General features: G+C 38.8%; 13 protein-coding genes. 6 read left to right on the forward strand and 7 right to left on the reverse strand.

The annotated features are described in order from the left end of the window. On the forward strand, nucleotides 1-615 hold the full coding sequence (locus tag EYS08_RS07300) for a rhomboid family intramembrane serine protease (RefSeq protein WP_131029404.1): 615 nt from the start codon (nucleotides 1-3) through the stop codon (nucleotides 613-615). Between the two features lie 190 nt (nucleotides 616-805). Here the strand turns inward: EYS08_RS07300 and EYS08_RS07305 are convergent, their stop codons facing one another. From EYS08_RS07305 to EYS08_RS07315, 3 genes are all read right to left on the reverse strand, one after another. Then, the gene (locus tag EYS08_RS07305; protein WP_131029405.1) at nucleotides 806-1,789 is read right to left on the reverse strand and encodes a hypothetical protein; all 984 of its coding nucleotides are present in this window, start codon (nucleotides 1,787-1,789) and stop codon (nucleotides 806-808) included. 275 nt (nucleotides 1,790-2,064) lie between these two features. Then, nucleotides 2,065-3,594, reverse strand: a complete 1,530-nt coding sequence (locus EYS08_RS07310; RefSeq protein ID WP_131029406.1) for a capsule assembly Wzi family protein — start codon at nucleotides 3,592-3,594, stop codon at nucleotides 2,065-2,067. A gap of 462 nt (nucleotides 3,595-4,056) precedes the next feature. Then, entirely contained in the window at nucleotides 4,057-5,193 is a 1,137-nt protein-coding gene (locus EYS08_RS07315) for a hypothetical protein (protein ID WP_131029407.1), read from the reverse strand. A gap of 79 nt (nucleotides 5,194-5,272) precedes the next feature. On the opposite strand from EYS08_RS07315, the gene EYS08_RS07320 reads away from it, so the two are divergent. Then, nucleotides 5,273-6,304: a dipeptide epimerase gene (locus tag EYS08_RS07320; protein WP_131029408.1), complete on the forward strand. Its 1,032-nt coding sequence runs from the start codon at nucleotides 5,273-5,275 to the stop codon at nucleotides 6,302-6,304. Here the strand turns inward: EYS08_RS07320 and EYS08_RS07325 are convergent. Next, a complete protein-coding gene (locus EYS08_RS07325; protein ID WP_029277955.1) occupies nucleotides 6,282-6,479 on the reverse strand; it encodes a DUF6358 family protein in 198 nt (65 codons plus the stop codon). The two genes, EYS08_RS07320 and EYS08_RS07325, sit on opposite strands and share 23 nt — an antisense overlap. 150 nt (nucleotides 6,480-6,629) lie before the next feature. After that, a complete protein-coding gene (locus EYS08_RS07330; protein ID WP_029277953.1) occupies nucleotides 6,630-6,947 on the reverse strand; it encodes a rhodanese-like domain-containing protein in 318 nt (105 codons plus the stop codon). Between the two features lie 128 nt (nucleotides 6,948-7,075). Between EYS08_RS07330 and EYS08_RS07335 the strand changes: the two genes are divergently transcribed. Together EYS08_RS07335 and EYS08_RS07340 are read left to right on the forward strand one after the other, a co-directional pair. Further along, nucleotides 7,076-8,203 (forward strand): DUF4407 domain-containing protein, encoded by a 1,128-nt coding sequence (locus tag EYS08_RS07335; RefSeq protein ID WP_131029409.1) that lies wholly within the window; start codon nucleotides 7,076-7,078, stop codon nucleotides 8,201-8,203. A 161-nt stretch (nucleotides 8,204-8,364) separates the two neighbouring features. After that, a complete protein-coding gene (locus EYS08_RS07340) occupies nucleotides 8,365-9,672 on the forward strand; it encodes a M20/M25/M40 family metallo-hydrolase (RefSeq protein WP_131029410.1) in 1,308 nt (435 codons plus the stop codon). Nucleotides 9,673-9,869: 197 nt separating this feature from the next. On the opposite strand, the gene carB is transcribed toward EYS08_RS07340, so the two are convergent. Then, nucleotides 9,870-12,707: a carbamoyl-phosphate synthase large subunit gene (gene carB / locus EYS08_RS07345; RefSeq protein WP_131029411.1), complete on the reverse strand. Its 2,838-nt coding sequence runs from the start codon at nucleotides 12,705-12,707 to the stop codon at nucleotides 9,870-9,872. Between the two features lie 211 nt (nucleotides 12,708-12,918). Continuing rightward, the gene (locus EYS08_RS07350; protein ID WP_131029412.1) at nucleotides 12,919-13,236 is read right to left on the reverse strand and encodes a carboxypeptidase regulatory-like domain-containing protein; all 318 of its coding nucleotides are present in this window, start codon (nucleotides 13,234-13,236) and stop codon (nucleotides 12,919-12,921) included. Nucleotides 13,237-13,671: 435 nt separating this feature from the next. On the opposite strand from EYS08_RS07350, the gene EYS08_RS07355 reads away from it, so the two are divergent. Further along, nucleotides 13,672-14,202 (forward strand): AAA family ATPase, encoded by a 531-nt coding sequence (locus EYS08_RS07355; protein ID WP_131029591.1) that lies wholly within the window; start codon nucleotides 13,672-13,674, stop codon nucleotides 14,200-14,202. A 1,064-nt stretch (nucleotides 14,203-15,266) separates the two neighbouring features. After that, nucleotides 15,267-17,711 (forward strand): TonB-dependent receptor, encoded by a 2,445-nt coding sequence (locus EYS08_RS07360; RefSeq protein WP_317130082.1) that lies wholly within the window; start codon nucleotides 15,267-15,269, stop codon nucleotides 17,709-17,711. Nucleotides 17,712-17,793 lie beyond the last annotated feature (82 nt).

Consider the following 17,793-nt stretch of genomic DNA (forward strand, 5'->3'; position numbering starts at 1 on the left):
ATGGAATACTTCAATATTGCACCAGTTGCCTCCGTAATTTTCGTTTTTACTATTATTACCAGCCTGTACGCTTTCTACGATCACTCCCTTTACGGGAAATTTATGCTGCATCCTTATAGTGTTTCGAAAGGACAGAATGTATATACCTTGATTACCAGCGGGCTTGTGCATGCAGATTGGATGCACCTGTTTTTTAATATGTTTACCTTTTATGCTTTTGCCTTTACACTGGAAAGATTAATGGGGAGCTGGCAGTTTGGATTACTTTATTTTTTAGGACTAGTACTGAGTGATTTACCCACCGTTATTAAATATAAAGATCATTTTAACTACAATAGCCTAGGTGCTTCAGGAGCGATTAGTGCCGTGCTTTTTAGCTATATTTTGTTTAATCCAATGTCTAAAATTTATATCATGTTTATCCCGATTGGAATTCCTGCTGTAGTTTTTGGGATTTTGTATTTAATTTATTGTGCTTATGCTTCCCGCAATTCGAGAGACCATATCAATCATGATGCACACTTTTTTGGTGCCTTAACCGGATTGATTTTTACCATCATTTTTGTTCCAGGGATTTTGCAGAACTTTATTGCCATGTTAACGGGAGGGAGATAATCATTAACCACAGATAAAAAGGATGAACACAGATATAAAATATTTAAGCAGCAAAACTTTAAATCTGCATTCAACATTTAGACAAACCGTTTTAATGTACTTAATCTCTTAACGGTTAAAATGTTTTCAATGTATAACATTAAGGCACTACCCTTTTCTTAATGCTCTTAATTTCTTAACGATAAAAAGTCTAGCCCGCCGTAGGCAAATAAGGTTTCTCGAAGAAACTCATCGGTTCATCAGGGTTTTTAATAATCTCGAATACCACATAACCCCAGGGTTTCCAGAAGTTTTCCAATACCTGCGCATATACTTTATTTTGCCAAACATCAAAAAGCGGTTTGGTCATGTTTCCGCGTAAGGGCATGGCTTCGATATAAGTGGTACCTTCTACTGGCATAAAAGTATACTCAGGCAAACGGTTAAACAGATAGGCAGAGTAATAAAAACGGGCACTCAGTTCTTCAAACTGTTCTGCGGTTAAAGCTTTTCCTTTTATTTCGTTGATGATATCCTGATGATAGCGTTTATTGGTGCCATTATCCTGTAAACAGGCGATGATGCCAAAATCTTTCATTTTTAACGAGAAGGTTAACGTGTTAATCTCATCACGGAAACTGAATGGTGTTTCTCCGTTTTCTAATTTAACTACAGTGATAGACCATGGCGAAAAATCTTCAAACTCTAGGCTGGTATACAGGTTCTGCATCATGAAATTCAAATTGGCAAATTTCATCATTAACGATTGCGACATGTTTAATCCGTCGGCAGTCATTTCTTTACGTAAGGCCGAATGCATTTCGATATAGACAAAGCCATATAAAAACTTACCGATCCAATTAAAAAGATCCAGCTCTGGTAATGCAGAAACGGCATCATAACCAGTTGCAAACGAAGCTTCGATTTTGTGTTCAAGCGGGCTTAAAAACTGCTCGTCTACTTCACTGTTTACCGGAATAACCAGCGTATTGTACGAACGGATACTCTCATCCAAAAACTGGATCTGCTCTTCGCCACTTAAACCAGCCTGCGCTAACAACCATTTTGGAATTAACGGCACCTGAACAACAGGCGAATTAAAAGTTTTGCCACTTAAGAAGCAGATTTTGTATAAAAAATCGAAGTTTTGGAAAGGGTTGTATAAGCCAGTATTCATCACTGCAATATTAGCCATTATATTTTTAGCGCTTTATGCCGATATTTTATTTTAACGCAGGGATTACAAGTGGTGAGCTTTCTGATCAAACCTTTGGCTTTCCTGCTTATTTCAGGAAAGAGAGCGTGTTCCATGGTAAAAAGGTTTGAGCGCCCAGTTTTTTATCGGTGGCTTAATGCAAATTCCGACGAATGTTCATTAATTCGTTAAGTAAAAGGGAGAGGCCTATCATCAGAAAACAATAAATAGATTTCTCCCTGTGGAGGGGGCCGTTCAAAAGAATCGTTTAGACATTAGAAAGATTTTGTTAGCTTGAGCATCAAACCAAATGAATCATCAAGAAGCTCGCCTTGATCAAACGATGTTGCAAACCCGCCATTAATCCCATTTCTGAACGATTTCATACCTTCAATATAAAAGGAAAATTGATCTGCTTTATCAAACACACCACCCTTGTTTAGATGAACGAACTCTCCCAGGCTATGGCCATAATCACTGGTCCCAAATGTTCCGTAATTATTGGAATAAGTTAATTTCGTCAGCACCTCCCAATCTTTTATTGACCCCTCAATACCTAAATGAAAAGCCACAACCCGGTTATTAACAAAATATTCATTTCTGATTTCCTGCCCAGCTTTTATATCTTCTCTTCTGGTGATTAGTGCATTTCCGAGCCCTTTATTCATATATGACCATCCGCTTTTATAATAAAAATTATTATAATAATCTTCATCCCCGGACTTTGTTAGCTTTGACCATGGATAACCAGCCTGGTCTTTGGAATAGAATATTTCCACAAGCAGCTTTTTCCATTTAAAAAGACCACTTGTTTTGCTGAAGTTTTTATTGGTTATCGTTACTCCGGTTAGGCCATCAGCGATATTCGCTAATTTAGACAGGGCTCCTACATCATAAAAATTCTGTCGATATATCAGCACATTAATCTTATCAAAATTATATTCTGCGCCAATATCAAGGGAACCCAATTGATTGCCTATTTTAGATGTATAATATCCGTTTCCTTCATAAGCTTTTCCCAGCATAACATATTTAAAGGTTTCAAAGTCGGATAATCTAAAGGATGGGCCAAAAATGTCTTTTTCACTTCCCCAAAATGCTTGATGATTAAATCCACCATGCATTTTGAACCTCCAATCGGGCTTGCCAAGCCTTATATAGAGTGATTTTTGATGAAAAAAGGTACTCTGATAATAAAACTCAGAATTCACAGGATTTTGAATATTCATTTTACCAAGCCATCCGTGCAGTATGTTTCCTTTGATGGCAAACAATTTATTCAAAACAGGTATAGCATAGTAATCAGGAATGGAAATCTCTACCCGAGGTACCCCTGGGGCATTGCCTGAGACTGCAAAATTGCCAACACTCAGGGTAGTGTCTCCATTAAGGCCCATTACATTTTTATTTCTTCCGACAATGAGATTAAAAATACCAATTCTGCCTTTTACATAGGCTTCAACCAATTGAAAGTTAGTGCCTTTGCCCAGATTGCCCCTGCCTTCAAAACCAAAACCCCAATCTAATAATTTCTGCTTTTTATCAGTGCTGTCTTTTGGAGGCAATGGAGAGAAGTCCTTATATGCTTTACCAATAAAACTTTGAGACAGACCAGAAAGCGGAACAGAACCAAATTGGTTAGAACGCATCCAGAAGGGTACAGTACCATTGGTAGTACCTATAGTTTGCGATTCTAGCTCAAATTTTACAGGCACTTTTTGTGCAGAAACAATATTGCACATCAAAACAAAACAGATTAGCTGATAAAACACTTTCGGATTTATCTTTGATGGGAATGCAGTCATAGATAGAAGATGATTAGGTTTTTAATTTAGCTATTGGTGCCATTATCTCTAACCATAACGAAAATGTGAGATCAATCGTCTGTCTTTAGTGTAAAAAGAACACTAAGCCTATCCGGGCTATGTTTGGGGCCGCTGTAAACTTTGATCACGGGATAAAGCTTTGAAGGTAGGATTAAACTTCATTCATCAACCTATACCACAAAAGCTGAAATAGTCAATTTGGCCTCGCCAATCGCATGAGGTTCGCCGTTCATATTTATTTTTGCCGTTTATCTGTCCTTTTTGAGATTCAAACATGCCCTGCAAAGTTTAACTGGTAAGAGGAATGATTTGTAAGTTATGATGCCAGAGCGGATTTTAAGTATAAAGGCGTTTTAAAAAATATTTCTTTACCTGATGGCTTACTTAAGTTTAGCCCACTGGGATTGGGTGCCTTATTCATTTTAACAAAATAAAATTCTGCTAATAGTTATTATAATAATAACTGATATCATCAACCAGCTGGTTGTAAATGGGTTTGGTAAATTCTAAAAACAAAGCACTTGGTGGTGGGGGCAATTGCTCCCTCCTTCTGGTAATGGCCAGTTGCTGTTTACTCAGTGCCCTATCATCACCTTTATAGGTTGCCCAATTATCTCTCCATACATAAGTTCCAGGGAATTTCTGCTGGCGTACCAGTTTCTTCGTGTTCCAATCGGTAATGCTCATATCCAACAAACCTGATGAGGATATATTCTTTTCGAAAAGACTTAAAGTGGCTTTTACTGTGCCATAGATAGGCTTTTTCTCACGGGTTTCGCCGATTACCACACTGTCGCGTTTCAACTTTTCTACCCTTTCTTTTATATAGGTCTGGCCTACCACAAAATCATCAAAGTTTAAACTCAATACCTGATCGGGAACAATTTTTTGGTTGGTTGCCTGAGCCTCGCCATAAAATATCACAAACTTATTTCTCGAGTAGTTTCCAATAAACTGATCGATCTGCTGCTGAAAATAATCAGCGCTTAATTTGTACCTGCCGCTGTTTACAACAATCGGCTGAACCACAACCCGGGTTACTGCTGCCCAATAAGCATCTTCCATTTTGGCTTTGGCATCTTTATAATTTGGCTGAAGATTCTGTGTTTTCTCAAATTCGTAGTATGCCTTTTTTGCCGACTGGCGGTTGTTTTCTCTCAAATAACCTAATCCTGAGTTATATCTTGCGGCAGCAGCATTGTATTTACTATCAGCAAGTTCATTGATGTATTTTGAAGGCTTAGGAACAATGGTTAAGCAAGCTGGGCAACTGTTAATATCATCGGCCAATTGATTGATTTTTTGGTAATCGTACATCACCGATTCCCACCTGAATAAATTGTTAGACATTTTAGCTTCTTCAATTTTTTGCAAATGATCCTGTAGCGCTAAATCGTATGCTGTTTTTAGCACTTCCATAGCCTCACTATTTTTTGGCGAGTTTTGCAGCCTGCTTACTGCCTTAGCAACCGAAGCATCATAATCACCCTTTTGTAAGGCTTTTTTTCCTGTGGTACATCCCCCAATAATTATTAAGGATAAATAAATAAAATACCGTAATCTTGAATTGTTTTTCATGGCAGTGGTAGTTGCGTTAATAAAACAAAGATAATTTGTAAAGCGATAATTACCTTAATTATTTAGAAGACGATTGATAATGAAGATTAGTTGCAGGCAATTTGAATTAGAATTAAAACACCCTTTTTCGATCTCGAAATTTACCCGTACCAGCACCCCCTTAATGCTGTTAAAGATCGAACATGAAGGTGTAACAGGTTATGGTGAGGCTTCTATGGTACCTTATATGGGCGAGAGCTACGAAAGTGCTGCGGCATTTCTTAGCCTTGTAGATTGGGGTAAAATCCAATATCCATTCGATTTCAAAGAAATAATTAGCTATCTGGATAGCCTTGCTCCAGGCCAGCCTGCCATTAAAGCGGCGATAGATATTGCACTTAACGATATACAAGGGAAGCTGTTAAATAAACCCTGTTATGAAATTTATGGTGCCGATCCAATAAAAATGCCTGTTACTTCTTACACCATTGGGATTGATACGCCTGAAGTAATCCGCGAAAAACTGAAAGATGCTGAGGCTTTTAAAGTGATCAAAGTTAAGCTGGGGAGAGATAACGATCAGGAGATTATCGAAACCATTAGGGGCATGACCAATGTACCTTTATATGTGGATGCTAACCAGGGCTGGGCAGATAAAATTAAAGCAATTGATTTAATTTACTGGCTGCATAACCAGGGTGTAGTGTTGATTGAGCAGCCTATGGATAAAAATAACCTCGATGGGAATGCCTGGTTAACCGAGCGCAGTCCGATCCCTTTGTTAGCTGATGAAGCTGTACAGCGTTTAGCCGACATGGACAAACTAAAAGGCGCTTACCATGGCATTAATGTAAAACTGATGAAAAGCTGTGGCATGTATGAAGGGCATCAGATGATTTTGAAAGCCCATTCTTTTGGGATGAAAGTGCTGATTGGCTGTATGAGCGAAACCAGTTGTGCCACCTTGGCTGCAGCTGCTTTGGCCCCCTTATGTAACTGGGCCGATCTGGACGGGCCATGGCTTACCAAGAATAACCCCTTTACTGACCCGGCTTTCGAAAACGGGAAATATATTTTAAAAGATCTGCCAGGTTTAGGGCTAGAAGCGGTTACTTCTGATCTTTTTCTTTAAAGCTTTTTCTGATGTCTTTAGTAAGTTGATACTTAAAGTAGAACAAACAAGCCGTAGTGCCTACCAAAAAGCCAGCGGGAAGATATTTAGCATTGTTATAACACCACACTAATCCGAAAATGGAAAGGATGATGGCCAGGTTATAGAAGATATTTAAAGCAAATTTTTTACCCACTGTTTGAGGATTGTTGTGTAAGAGAATTTATTAATGACCAATTTACAATAACCAATTATCAAACAGTATGCTGAGCAAAAAAATCAACAGCTTAATTCGCGATCTGCAAAGTTTGATAATTGGGATTTAGTTATTGGTTATTTATGAATCTTAGTAAACTGGCATACTCGGATCAAAAGCTTCTTGCCAAGCTAAAATACCACCTTTTAAGTTATAAAGATTGTCAAACCCGTATTGTTGCTCTAACTGCATTACTGCTGCTGCGCTTCTTTTTCCACTGCGGCACTGAATAATTACCGGCTTATCTTTCGCAACCTTATCAGCCTCAATTAAAATTCCACCCAAAGGGATATTCTCACCTTCAAGATTGGAAACCTCGTATTCGAATGTTTCACGAACATCAATCAATTGAAAATCTTCTTTGTTATCGATTTTCTCTTTTAGTTCTTGTACCGATATTTCTTTCATTTTATTAAATGTATTTATGCAAATATAGGAAAATCAACTTTACGCTCCCCATCAAAAAAATGCCATAAAATTTTGTCTAAAACTGTAACAACTTTAACCCTTAGGCGTTTAATTATAAATAGTTACAAATGGACAAACTGAACCGTTTCTTTTGGTTTTGCTCTGGCGCTCATATCCCGACACTGGAAAAGTATCCTTCAGAACAAAATAAATATACTGGCATTGGCGCCACCATCTTTTTTACAGGTTTATTTGCTGCCCTTTCTGGGGGTTATGCCATGTATTTTGTGTTTAAGGGGGATGATCTGGCGGTAATTTTTGCCATTGTTTTCGGCTTTTTATGGGGGGCAGCCATCTTTAATATGGACCGCTACATTGTATCTAGCATTAACAAAAGCGCCAGCACCAATAAACAGTTGTTGCAGGCTACACCGCGTATTCTGTTGGCCATTATGATTGGTATGGTAATTTCGAGACCAATAGAGCTTAAAATTTTCGATAAAGAAATTAAAGAACGCCTAAAAGTGAGTTACCTAAACGGTCAGCGTTCTAAAATTGATACTCTGAATAAAGCCTTTGAGAAAAAATATCAGGTAGAATTCGGCAGGTTAAATCAACAGAAAGCCACACGTGATTCGCTTGAAAAAGGAATTAAAGCGGATAGGCAAAAACTTAATTTCGAGATTTTTGGCAACAAAACTACCGAAACATCGGGTGTAATGGGCTACGGGCCATATGCCAAACGCAAGGAAGCTGAAATAGCACAGCGCACGGCTGAATTAGATTCGTTAAAAGCCACCATCAATAAATCGGAAGCTTTTGTAGATAAACGCAAAGAATTTGATGGACTGTTTACCGAAAAGCTGTACACTAAAAAGCAGTTAGACAGTTTATCGGATATTGCTGGTTTTGCCGACCGCAACTGGGCATTGGGGCAACTTAAATTTAATGTAGATGGAACACGGGATAACAATACGGCAATAGCGGTTACTTTTATCGGGCTGTTATTTATTTTCTTTGAATGTTTGCCTGTGTTTGTAAAACTGATGAGTGCACGGGGACCTTATGATTATGCTATAGCGGATGGGGATGAGGTATCGATTTATCACTCTAAAAAGGATAAAGATTTCTATTTTGAAGTAGCCGATAATATTCACGAAACGAGGGTTGATTCCGAATCATCTAAAAAGAAGGAAATTGTAAAAGGAAAAGCTTACCGCGATCTCGAAAAACACGATTGGGACAGCGAGGGGTAATTATGTGAGATGTATAACGGAAGAGGTAAGACGGAGCGAGTGGTTCATGGGCGAAAGCGACAAACAGATTTACTAATCGCTATGTGTCAAAGGGCTATCAACCAAAAAACTGTTGAACTATCAGCCAAAAATCCTAAATTGAACCTTTTATAACTTATTATATGAAGAAAATATTCTTTTTTACCCTTGTAGGGATGGCAAGTTTGCAGCTTAAAGCGCAAAACATAGATAAAATCATCACTCGTGAGTACACCGATCACCTAATTAAAACCTTAAGTGCCGATGATATGCAAGGGCGTGCAACCTTTACGCCTGGCATTGATAAAGCGGCTACTTTTATCGAATCTGAGTTTAAAAAAATCGGTTTAAAGCCATTGCCTGGTGAGAAAACTTTCCGACAAACTTTTAATAAATACCAGGTTACCAACCAAAGTACAAGTGTTAAAATAGATGGACAGGAAGTTGCCCCAGAAAATTTAATCGTGTCAGGTGTAACTTCAGAAAGTGTTACACTGGATAAGTCGAACACTACTGTTGTTAAATTAGATCCCGAAAAAGCATTTGTACCTCAACTAAGGGCTATGATGGGTGCTGAAAAAAACCAGATCGTTTTGGTTGACAGTAAATTTGCTGATCTGTTTAACCGCTACAGAAGTTACTTCGGTAAGCCGGCAACTGTTGATGAGAAAGACGTTAAAGCAACTACAAACGCTGTGCAGGTTTTTGTTTTGGGTAAAGATGTCGCGACTGATTTTTCAGCAACATTTAAAAGTAAGGTAGATAAAATGCCTTTATTTAATGTTGCAGGGGTAATTCCAGGTAAATCAAAAGCAAAAGAAATTGTAATTTTCTCAGGTCACTATGATCATTTAGGCTTTTTAAAAAGTGTAGATGGTGATAGTATTGCCAATGGCGCAGATGATGATGCATCGGGTACAACGGCTATGATTGCCCTTGCAAAGTATTACAAAGCACAGAAAAACAATGAGCGTACTTTAATCTTTGTTGCTTTTACCGCTGAAGAAATCGGTGGTTTCGGTGCAAAATATTTTTCTGAAAAACTAAATCCTGATGATGTAGTAGCCATGTTCAATATTGAGATGATTGGTAAGGATTCGAAATTTGGCAAGAACACTGCATTTATTACAGGTTATGAAAGATCTGATTTTGGGAAGATTGTACAGAAAAATTTAGCCGGGACCGAATTTACTTTCCATCCAGACCCATACCCAGATCAAAACTTGTTTTATAGAAGTGATAATGCAACTTTAGCTGCCCTGGGCGTTCCGGCACATACCATTAGTACCGATAAAATTGATATCGATAAATTATACCATAGTGTGAAAGACGAATACAGTTCTTTGGACGTAGAAAATATCCTTTCTACCATCAAAGCGATTGCTAAGAGTGCAACTACTATTGTGAACGGAACTGATACCCCAACGAGGATTCCGAAGTTGAAGCAATAAAAGCGGTTAAACAGGCGATCGTCACCCTGAACCGAGCCTTAGCGAGCTCACCGAAGGTAATTTATTTCATGGTCTTAATAACAGAAAAGATGCTGAAATAAATTCAGCATGACGAACAGCATAATAAAACACCACACCAAAAATGGCCAGTGAAAATAATCACTGGCCATTTTTATTTATAAACCTTCGTAAGCAGCTTACTTACTCAAATACATGGATTTATCTTTGTAAAGTTTGCGGAAGTAAGGATCTTCTAAATCTTTGATGAAACGGATCGCCTCACCAGTAGATTTCATTTCAGGGCCTAACTCTTTCGCAACCTCCGGGAATTTCTCGTAAGAGAAAACCGGTTCTTTAATGGCATAACCTTCAAGCTTACGAACAATCGTAAAATCTTTCAGTTTCGCTACACCCAACATAATTTTAGCTGCGATATTAATGTATGGAACATCATAAGCTTTTGCGATGAAAGGAACCGTACGCGATGCCCTAGGGTTTGCCTCGATTACATAAACTTTCTCATCCTTAATGGCGAACTGAATGTTCAATAAACCACGTACATCTAGTGCTTTTGCAATTTTGACCGAATATTCTTCCATTGCTTTAGTTACCGTTTCTGATAAGCTGAATGTAGGTAATACGGCAAATGAATCTCCTGAGTGGATACCTGCAGGTTCGATGTGCTCCATCATACCCACAATGTGTACATCCTCACCGTCAGAGATCGAATCAGATTCTGCTTCTTCTGCCCTATCTAAGAAGTGATCAATCAATACACGGTTGCCCGGTAAATCGCCCAATAATTTTACTACTGCTTTTTCCAGGTCTTCATCGTTGATTACGATGCTCATGCCTTGTCCACCCAATACATAACTCGGACGGACCAACACTGGGTAACCTACTTCGTTTGCTACAACGATTGCTTCTTCAGCATTCTCTGCAACACCATATTTTGGATAAGGAATATCTAATTCTTTCAACAGGTCTGAGAAACGGCCACGGTCTTCGGCAATGTCCATATTCTCGAAAGATGTTCCGATAATTTTGATGCCTCTTTCTGTTAATTTCTCAGCCATTTTCAACGCTGTTTGTCCACCCAATTGAACGATAACGCCTACTGGTTTTTCCAACTCGATAATTTCGCGGACATGTTCCCAGAAAACCGGCTCGAAATATAATTTATCGGCCATGTTAAAGTCTGTTGAAACCGTTTCAGGGTTACAGTTAATCATGATGGCCTCAAAACCTGTTTCTTTTGCTGCCAATAAACCGTGCACACAAGAGTAATCGAATTCGATACCCTGACCGATACGGTTAGGACCTGAACCCAATACAATTACCTTTTTCTTATCAGATGGAACAGATTCGTTTTCCTCTTCGAAAGTAGAGTAGTAGTATGGTGTTTTGGCTGGGAACTCCGCAGCGCAGGTATCAACCATTTTATATACCCTGTTTATACCTAAAGCTTTACGGCGATCGTAAACTTCATCTTCAGTAACATTCCCTAACAACCAGGCGATCTGGATATCAGAGAAACCTTTTTGTTTAAGCGTTACGAAGAAATCTTGAGGGATATTGTTTAGTGAATATCTTTTTAATTCAGTTTCAAGCAATACAAGCTCCTGAATCTGGTTTAAGAACCATTTGTCAATTTTGGTTACCTTACGGATAGACTCCAGAGGTACGCCCATTGCCATGGCATCTTTTATTAAGAACAAACGGTTCCATGAAGCGTGCTCCAAACCGTCCATAATCTCTTCAATATTGCGAACCTGTCTGCCATCTGCACCTAAACCAGCGCGGTTGATCTCTAAACTCTGACAAGCTTTTTGTAGTGCTTCGATAAAAGTACGGCCAATTGCCATTACCTCACCAACCGATTTCATCTGCAAGCCAAGCTCTTTGTTAGCGCCTTTAAATTTATCGAAGTTCCAGCGAGGTATTTTAACGATTACGTAATCTAAAGTAGGTTCGAAATATGCTGAAGTGGTTTTGGTAATCTGGTTTTCAATTTCATCCAGGTTGTAACCGATGGCTAGTTTTGCTGCAATTTTTGCAATTGGATAACCGGTTGCTTTACTTGCCAAAGCTGATGAACGTGATACACGTGGGTTAATTTCGATGGCGATAATTTCATCGTTTGCCGGGTTAACCGAAAACTGAACATTACAGCCGCCAGCGAAGTTGCCAATTGCACGCATCATTTTGATCGCTTGGTTACGCATATCCTGGTAACAACGATCAGATAAGGTCATTGCCGGAGCAACAGTGATCGAATCTCCTGTGTGGATGCCCATCGGATCAAAGTTTTCGATCGAACAGATAATGATTACGTTATCATTGCTGTCTCTTAACAACTCCAATTCATATTCTTTCCAGCCTAAAACAGCTTTCTCTACTAATACTTCATGTGTTGGCGAAGCCTCTAAACCACGTTTTAAAGCGGCATCGAACTCTTCTTTTTTGTGTACGAAACCACCACCAGAACCACCTAAGGTATATGATGGACGGATTACCAATGGGTAACCGATTTCTTGTGCTGCTTCTTTGCCTTCTAAAAATGAGTTGGCAATTTTCGATTCGGCAACACCTACACCGATATCAACCATTAACTGGCGGAAAGATTCGCGGTTTTCGGTTTTTTCAATTGCAGCAACATCTACACCAACTACTTTTACACCATATTTTTCCCAAACACCACGTTCTTCAGCTTCTTTACAAAGGTTTAATGCCGTTTGGCCTCCCATGGTAGGAAGTACCGCATCAATTCTAGGTAAATCTGCAGAGTCGATGTGCTCTTGTAAAATAACCTCTATTGAATCAACAGTTAACGGGCGCAGATAAACATGGTCGCCGATAACCTTATCCGTCATAATTGTAGCCGGATTAGAGTTGATAATGGAAACGGTAATTCCTTCTTCTTTTAAAGAAAGAGCCGCTTGCGAACCCGAGTAATCAAATTCACAGGCTTGGCCAATAATAATTGGTCCAGATCCGATAATCAGTACTGAGCGTATGGAAGTGTCTTTAGGCATGATAAAGCTTAAACAATAATTAAAATTCTAAAGTATTGGTTCTTTTGAAACCCTGAAAGCAACGAGATTTTGTGCTTGTAAGAAGAAAAATCCCAACTGTTCTGTCGGGATGCAAAGATACATCTTTAGCGTGATTTTAAGGCGTTTTTTTTAAAATAAAAAAGAGCACTATTTAAGTGCTCTTTTTTAGATTTTTCTTTTGCGAAATGAACTATTGCTGTAATTTAATTTCGCCTAAATCTGTAGTGGCGCTATCTTTTACGGCAATCTTTTCTATAACAGCATCTTTGTATGGTGCATTGGCTTTTACCACAACGGTATAAACGCCTTCTTTAAGGTTAGTAAAAGTAAAAACACCTTGACTAACCTGCGCTTTTAGCGTGTCTGTCGCCGCTACAAGCGAAACAGCAGAAGCCGCATCACCAGGCGTAATTTTTCCGATTATTCCACCCAATTTAATATTTGTAAAGGCAATTGAACCTAAAGCAAATACAATGAGCAGAGATAATACAACACATAACTTTTTCATGGTATAACGTTTTAGTTGTTGATGTCTTAAATAAATAACACCATTTAGTACAAATAGTTTTAAATAATGAACACTAATTTTTAGAATGTACTATAAATTATACACGACTGTCAAAACCAAATGTACGATTTTATTGTAAATGTTAATTAATGTTAAAAGAATTTGGTAAAAGTGGGGCTACAGGTCAGAATTAAGTCACGAAGTTGTGATATTGGAAATATTGGCAATAATGTTGTAATAAGCAGAACATATACGCGTTTTGTATATACTTTAGACAATGATCTAAAGCTTCCTCCGCGGATTAGTTACCCGCCATGAGGATTTCTTCATAAATAGTTTGTTTGGTTTATTATCCGGTTAGAGGAGCCCTCCTCAACCGGATTTTTTCTTTTAAGGCTTTTTCCTTTACATTTGACCGTATTCAGAAAAGATATCGTGAATAAAAACATTAAAAAGATCGCTATTGTTGGCCCGGAAAGTACGGGGAAATCTACTATATCTCAATTGCTGGCGAAATATTATAAAGTTTCTTGGGTGCCAGAGTATGCCCGCTATTACTGCGAAAACCTGGTTGCCGATTATACGCTGCAAGATGAAGTGAACATGTTTTACGGGCAGGTAGCTTTAGAGGATGCTATTTTAGTAACTACTGAAAGCGATTTTATTATTTGTGATACGACTTTTGTTACGGTAAAGATTTGGAGCGATGAAGTATTAGGCGAAACACCACAGCCAGTGCTGGATGCACTGCCTAAGAGACCATACGACCTGTATCTGTTAATGGACATTGATTTGCCCTGGCAAGATGATCCGCTGCGCGATTTCCCCCATAAGCGCGAGTATTTTATGCAGGTTTGGCATAAGGAACTGAAAGCACTAAATGCGAATTATAAAGTAATTGGTGGATTGGGTGATGAAAGGTTCGAAAATGCAATTAGGGTAGTAAACGATTTTCTTGGTGTATAAGAAAACAGACGTTTCTTGATTAAATTGATGACTTTGTTTCGGAGTTGTCAAAAGCTCGGAACCTTTCATTTCCAATTAATAATAAAATGGTTTTTTTTAGGAAATGAAAGGTTAGTATTTCATAGGTACTATAGTCCCGCCATTCGCTATAGCTCCGATAGAAAAAATCGGAGGCTGCCGCTGCTGTCGGGTTTACGTACAGGGGTTTGCTTCAGGGCACCAAAATTGTCAAATAAACCCGATTGTCTGGAAGAGCTTCCGATCCTTCATCGGAACCCGTACCAAAAGCGGGGCTGAAATTGTCAAAAGCTCGGAACCGTTCATTTCCAATTAATAATAAAATGGTTTTTTTTAGGAAATGGAGGGGCAGTGTTTCATAGATGCTGTAGCCCAGCCATTCGCTTTATTTCGTTACACTACGTGTTCACTCCTGTCGGGTAGGTAACAAGGGTTTGCTACCGTGGTGCCTAAAACACGAAACGCTTGCTGGGTAGCCAATTGTATAATTGGCGTTTTCGTTCCGTAGGAACGTTTGGTGATCATCCATTAATATTTAACCAGCCTGGTCATTTAAACCCGATCGAGTGGGATGCTGTAAATTTAAGCACTATTTTTTGCTTTTTATGGTGTGCTTGCTTGTTTTACAGGTTTCATCGGAAGCAGAAGTGGGACTGAAGATGCCAAGCACACGGAACCCTTCATTTTCTAAACCTAAAACTCCAACAAATTCGTTAAATAATACTATAAAGTTGTCATTTTTTTGCTCAATTAGCCTGCAATAAATCAAAAATCACGCTAATTCCTAAATATTTTCTACATTTGCACCATCATTAGGGGTGCCTTGTTTAAATAACACAAAAACAGGCTGAGATCATACCCATTTTATAGGCGAAAGGTAAAAGGCAGACGGTGGAGGGTAAAACCCTAAGCCCTAAACCTCAAAACCCTAAACCTTATAAATGCACCTGATCCGGGTAATGCCGGCGTAGGGATTGGAGTTATGGAAGTTTAACTGAAAATCGGCAATGCCCCTTTTCCGATGGGTTTAACTAAAAACAATAAAATTGAAAAATTTACTTTTTGCAGCGCTCGTTGCAATGTTGCCTTTCTTTGCATCGGCACAGATTTCTGTTACAGGTAAAGTAACAGACCAAAACCAGCAGCCACTTTCCGGCGCTACGGTTAAATTAAGAAATCAAAAAACCGCAGTAGTGAGCGATGCCTCGGGAAATTACAGCATCACTAATCTGGTTAACGGAAAATACATGATTGTGGTAAGTTATGTAGGTTATAAAACAATCGAAAAAGCTGTAGAACTTAAACAACATGCTACGCTGGATTTTAGCCTCTCGCCACAAAATTTCCTAGCAGATGAGGTAATTGTTCGTGCAACACGGGCGACAGAAAAATCAGCAACTACATATAAGAACATCAGCAAGGAAGAAATCCAACAGAATAACTTCGGACAGGATCTGCCTTTCATTCTGCAGAACACTCCAGGAGTTGTAGTTAATTCTGATGCTGGTGCCGGCGTAGGTTACACCGGTATCCGTATCCGCGGTAGCGACAATAGCAGGATCAATGTAACGGTTAACGGTATTCCGATAAACGATAGCGAAAGCCAGGGTACGTTTTATGTAAACATGCCCGATTTTGCTTCATCTGTAGATAATATTCAGATTCAGCGTGGTGTAGGTACTTCAACCAATGGCGCAGGTGCATTCGGTGCGAGTTTAAATATCCAGACAACTGCCAGCGAAATGGAGCCCTATGCGGAAGTAAACAACACTTACGGCAGTTTCAATACCTGGAAAAACACCGTTAAGGTTGGAACAGGTTTGATTAACAACCGCTTTAGCTTTGATGGCCGTTTGTCAAGGATCAGTTCTGATGGTTATGTAGACCGCGGTTCATCTCTGCTTAAATCATATTTTCTATCTGGTGCCTATCACGGCAATAAAGACCTGTTGCGCGTAAATGTTTTCTCAGGAAATGAGAAAACCTATCAATCATGGAACGGTATTCCGCAATCACGTTTAGAAAATGATGTGGTTGGAATGAATGCCTATATTGACAGAAACGGATTGGGTGCAGATGACGCCGCTAATCTTTTAAACTCTGGAAGAACTTACAACAGTTTCTTGTACAATAACCAAACGGATAACTATACACAGAACCATTACCAGTTAATTTATGCCAGACAGCTTTCTGATCAGTTTTCTTTTAACGGCGCTTTACACTATACTAAGGGCGAAGGTTATTATGAAGAATACAGGACACAGGATGAGCTGAAAAATTATGGATTAAATCCAGTTGTTATTCCAGGGGGAACACCAATTACAAGCACAGACCTGATTCGTCGCCGTTGGTTGGATAACGATTTTTATGGTGTTACCTATGCTTTTAACTATGGGCCTCAAAAGAATTTAAACTTTACTTTGGGCGGTGCGTATAACGAATATAAAGGCGCCCATTTTGGGCAGGTAATCTGGGCACAATATGCTTCAAATGGAAATATAGACAGGCATTATTATGATAACGATGGTTTTAAAACCGATTTTAACATTTATAGTAAAGTAAACTATAGTCCGGTAGAATCGTTAAGCTTATTTGCCGACTTACAGTACCGCAGGGTATATTTTGATATCGCCGGAACGGAAAATAAACTGAACACCCTAGCCGTTAACGAAACCTTAAATTTCTTTAACCCGAAATTTGGTGCAACATATTTTATCAATCCACAGAGCAATGTTTATGCCTCATTTAGTGTGGCCAACAAAGAGCCTAACAGAGATGATTATACAGATGCGGCCGTTGGTATTTCACCAAAACCTGAACGCTTGAATGATTTAGAGTTAGGTTATCGATTTAAAAATGATAGATTTAATGTCGGTGCAAATGCCTATGGCATGTTTTATAAAAACCAATTGGTGGTTACTGGAAAAATAAATGATGTTGGCGGAAATTTCCGTCAGAATGTAGATAGAAGCTATCGTTTAGGTATAGAAGTGGATGGCTCTTACATCATCAGCCAGCAATTTGTATTAAACGCCAATGCAGCATTGAGTAGAAATAAAATTAAGAACTTTACCGAATATTATGATGATTATGATAACGGTGGGCAGGTAGTAAACAACTATGAATTAACTGATATCTCTTATTCTCCCAAAGCTGTTCTTTTTGGGGAGCTTGTTTATAAGCCTGTTAGTGGTTTTGCTGTAGCCTTACAGAGCAAATACGTAAGCAAACAATACCTGGATAATACACAGAACAACGATAGGACCATTAACGGTTACTGGGTAAGCAACGCACGTTTGGGCTACGACTTTAAATTTGCAGGTGTTAAAAACGTAAACCTGGGCTTATTGGTAAACAATGTTTTCGATAAGAAATACGAAAGCAATGGTTATACCTATGGCTACCAGGCAGGTGGAAGCAGAATTACCGAAAATTTCTTTTACCCACAAGCGGGAACTAACTTTTTGCTAAGTTTGAATGTGAAATTTTAATCTGTTATTCAGAGTTGACAACTTTCCGGGCAATCGCCTATTAAAGTTGTCAACTCGAACAATTAATTGTTGGCTCACTAAA

The organism is Pedobacter kyonggii, from assembly GCF_004310665.1.
In the GTDB taxonomy this organism is placed as follows: Bacteria; Bacteroidota; Bacteroidia; order Sphingobacteriales; family Sphingobacteriaceae; genus Pedobacter; species Pedobacter kyonggii.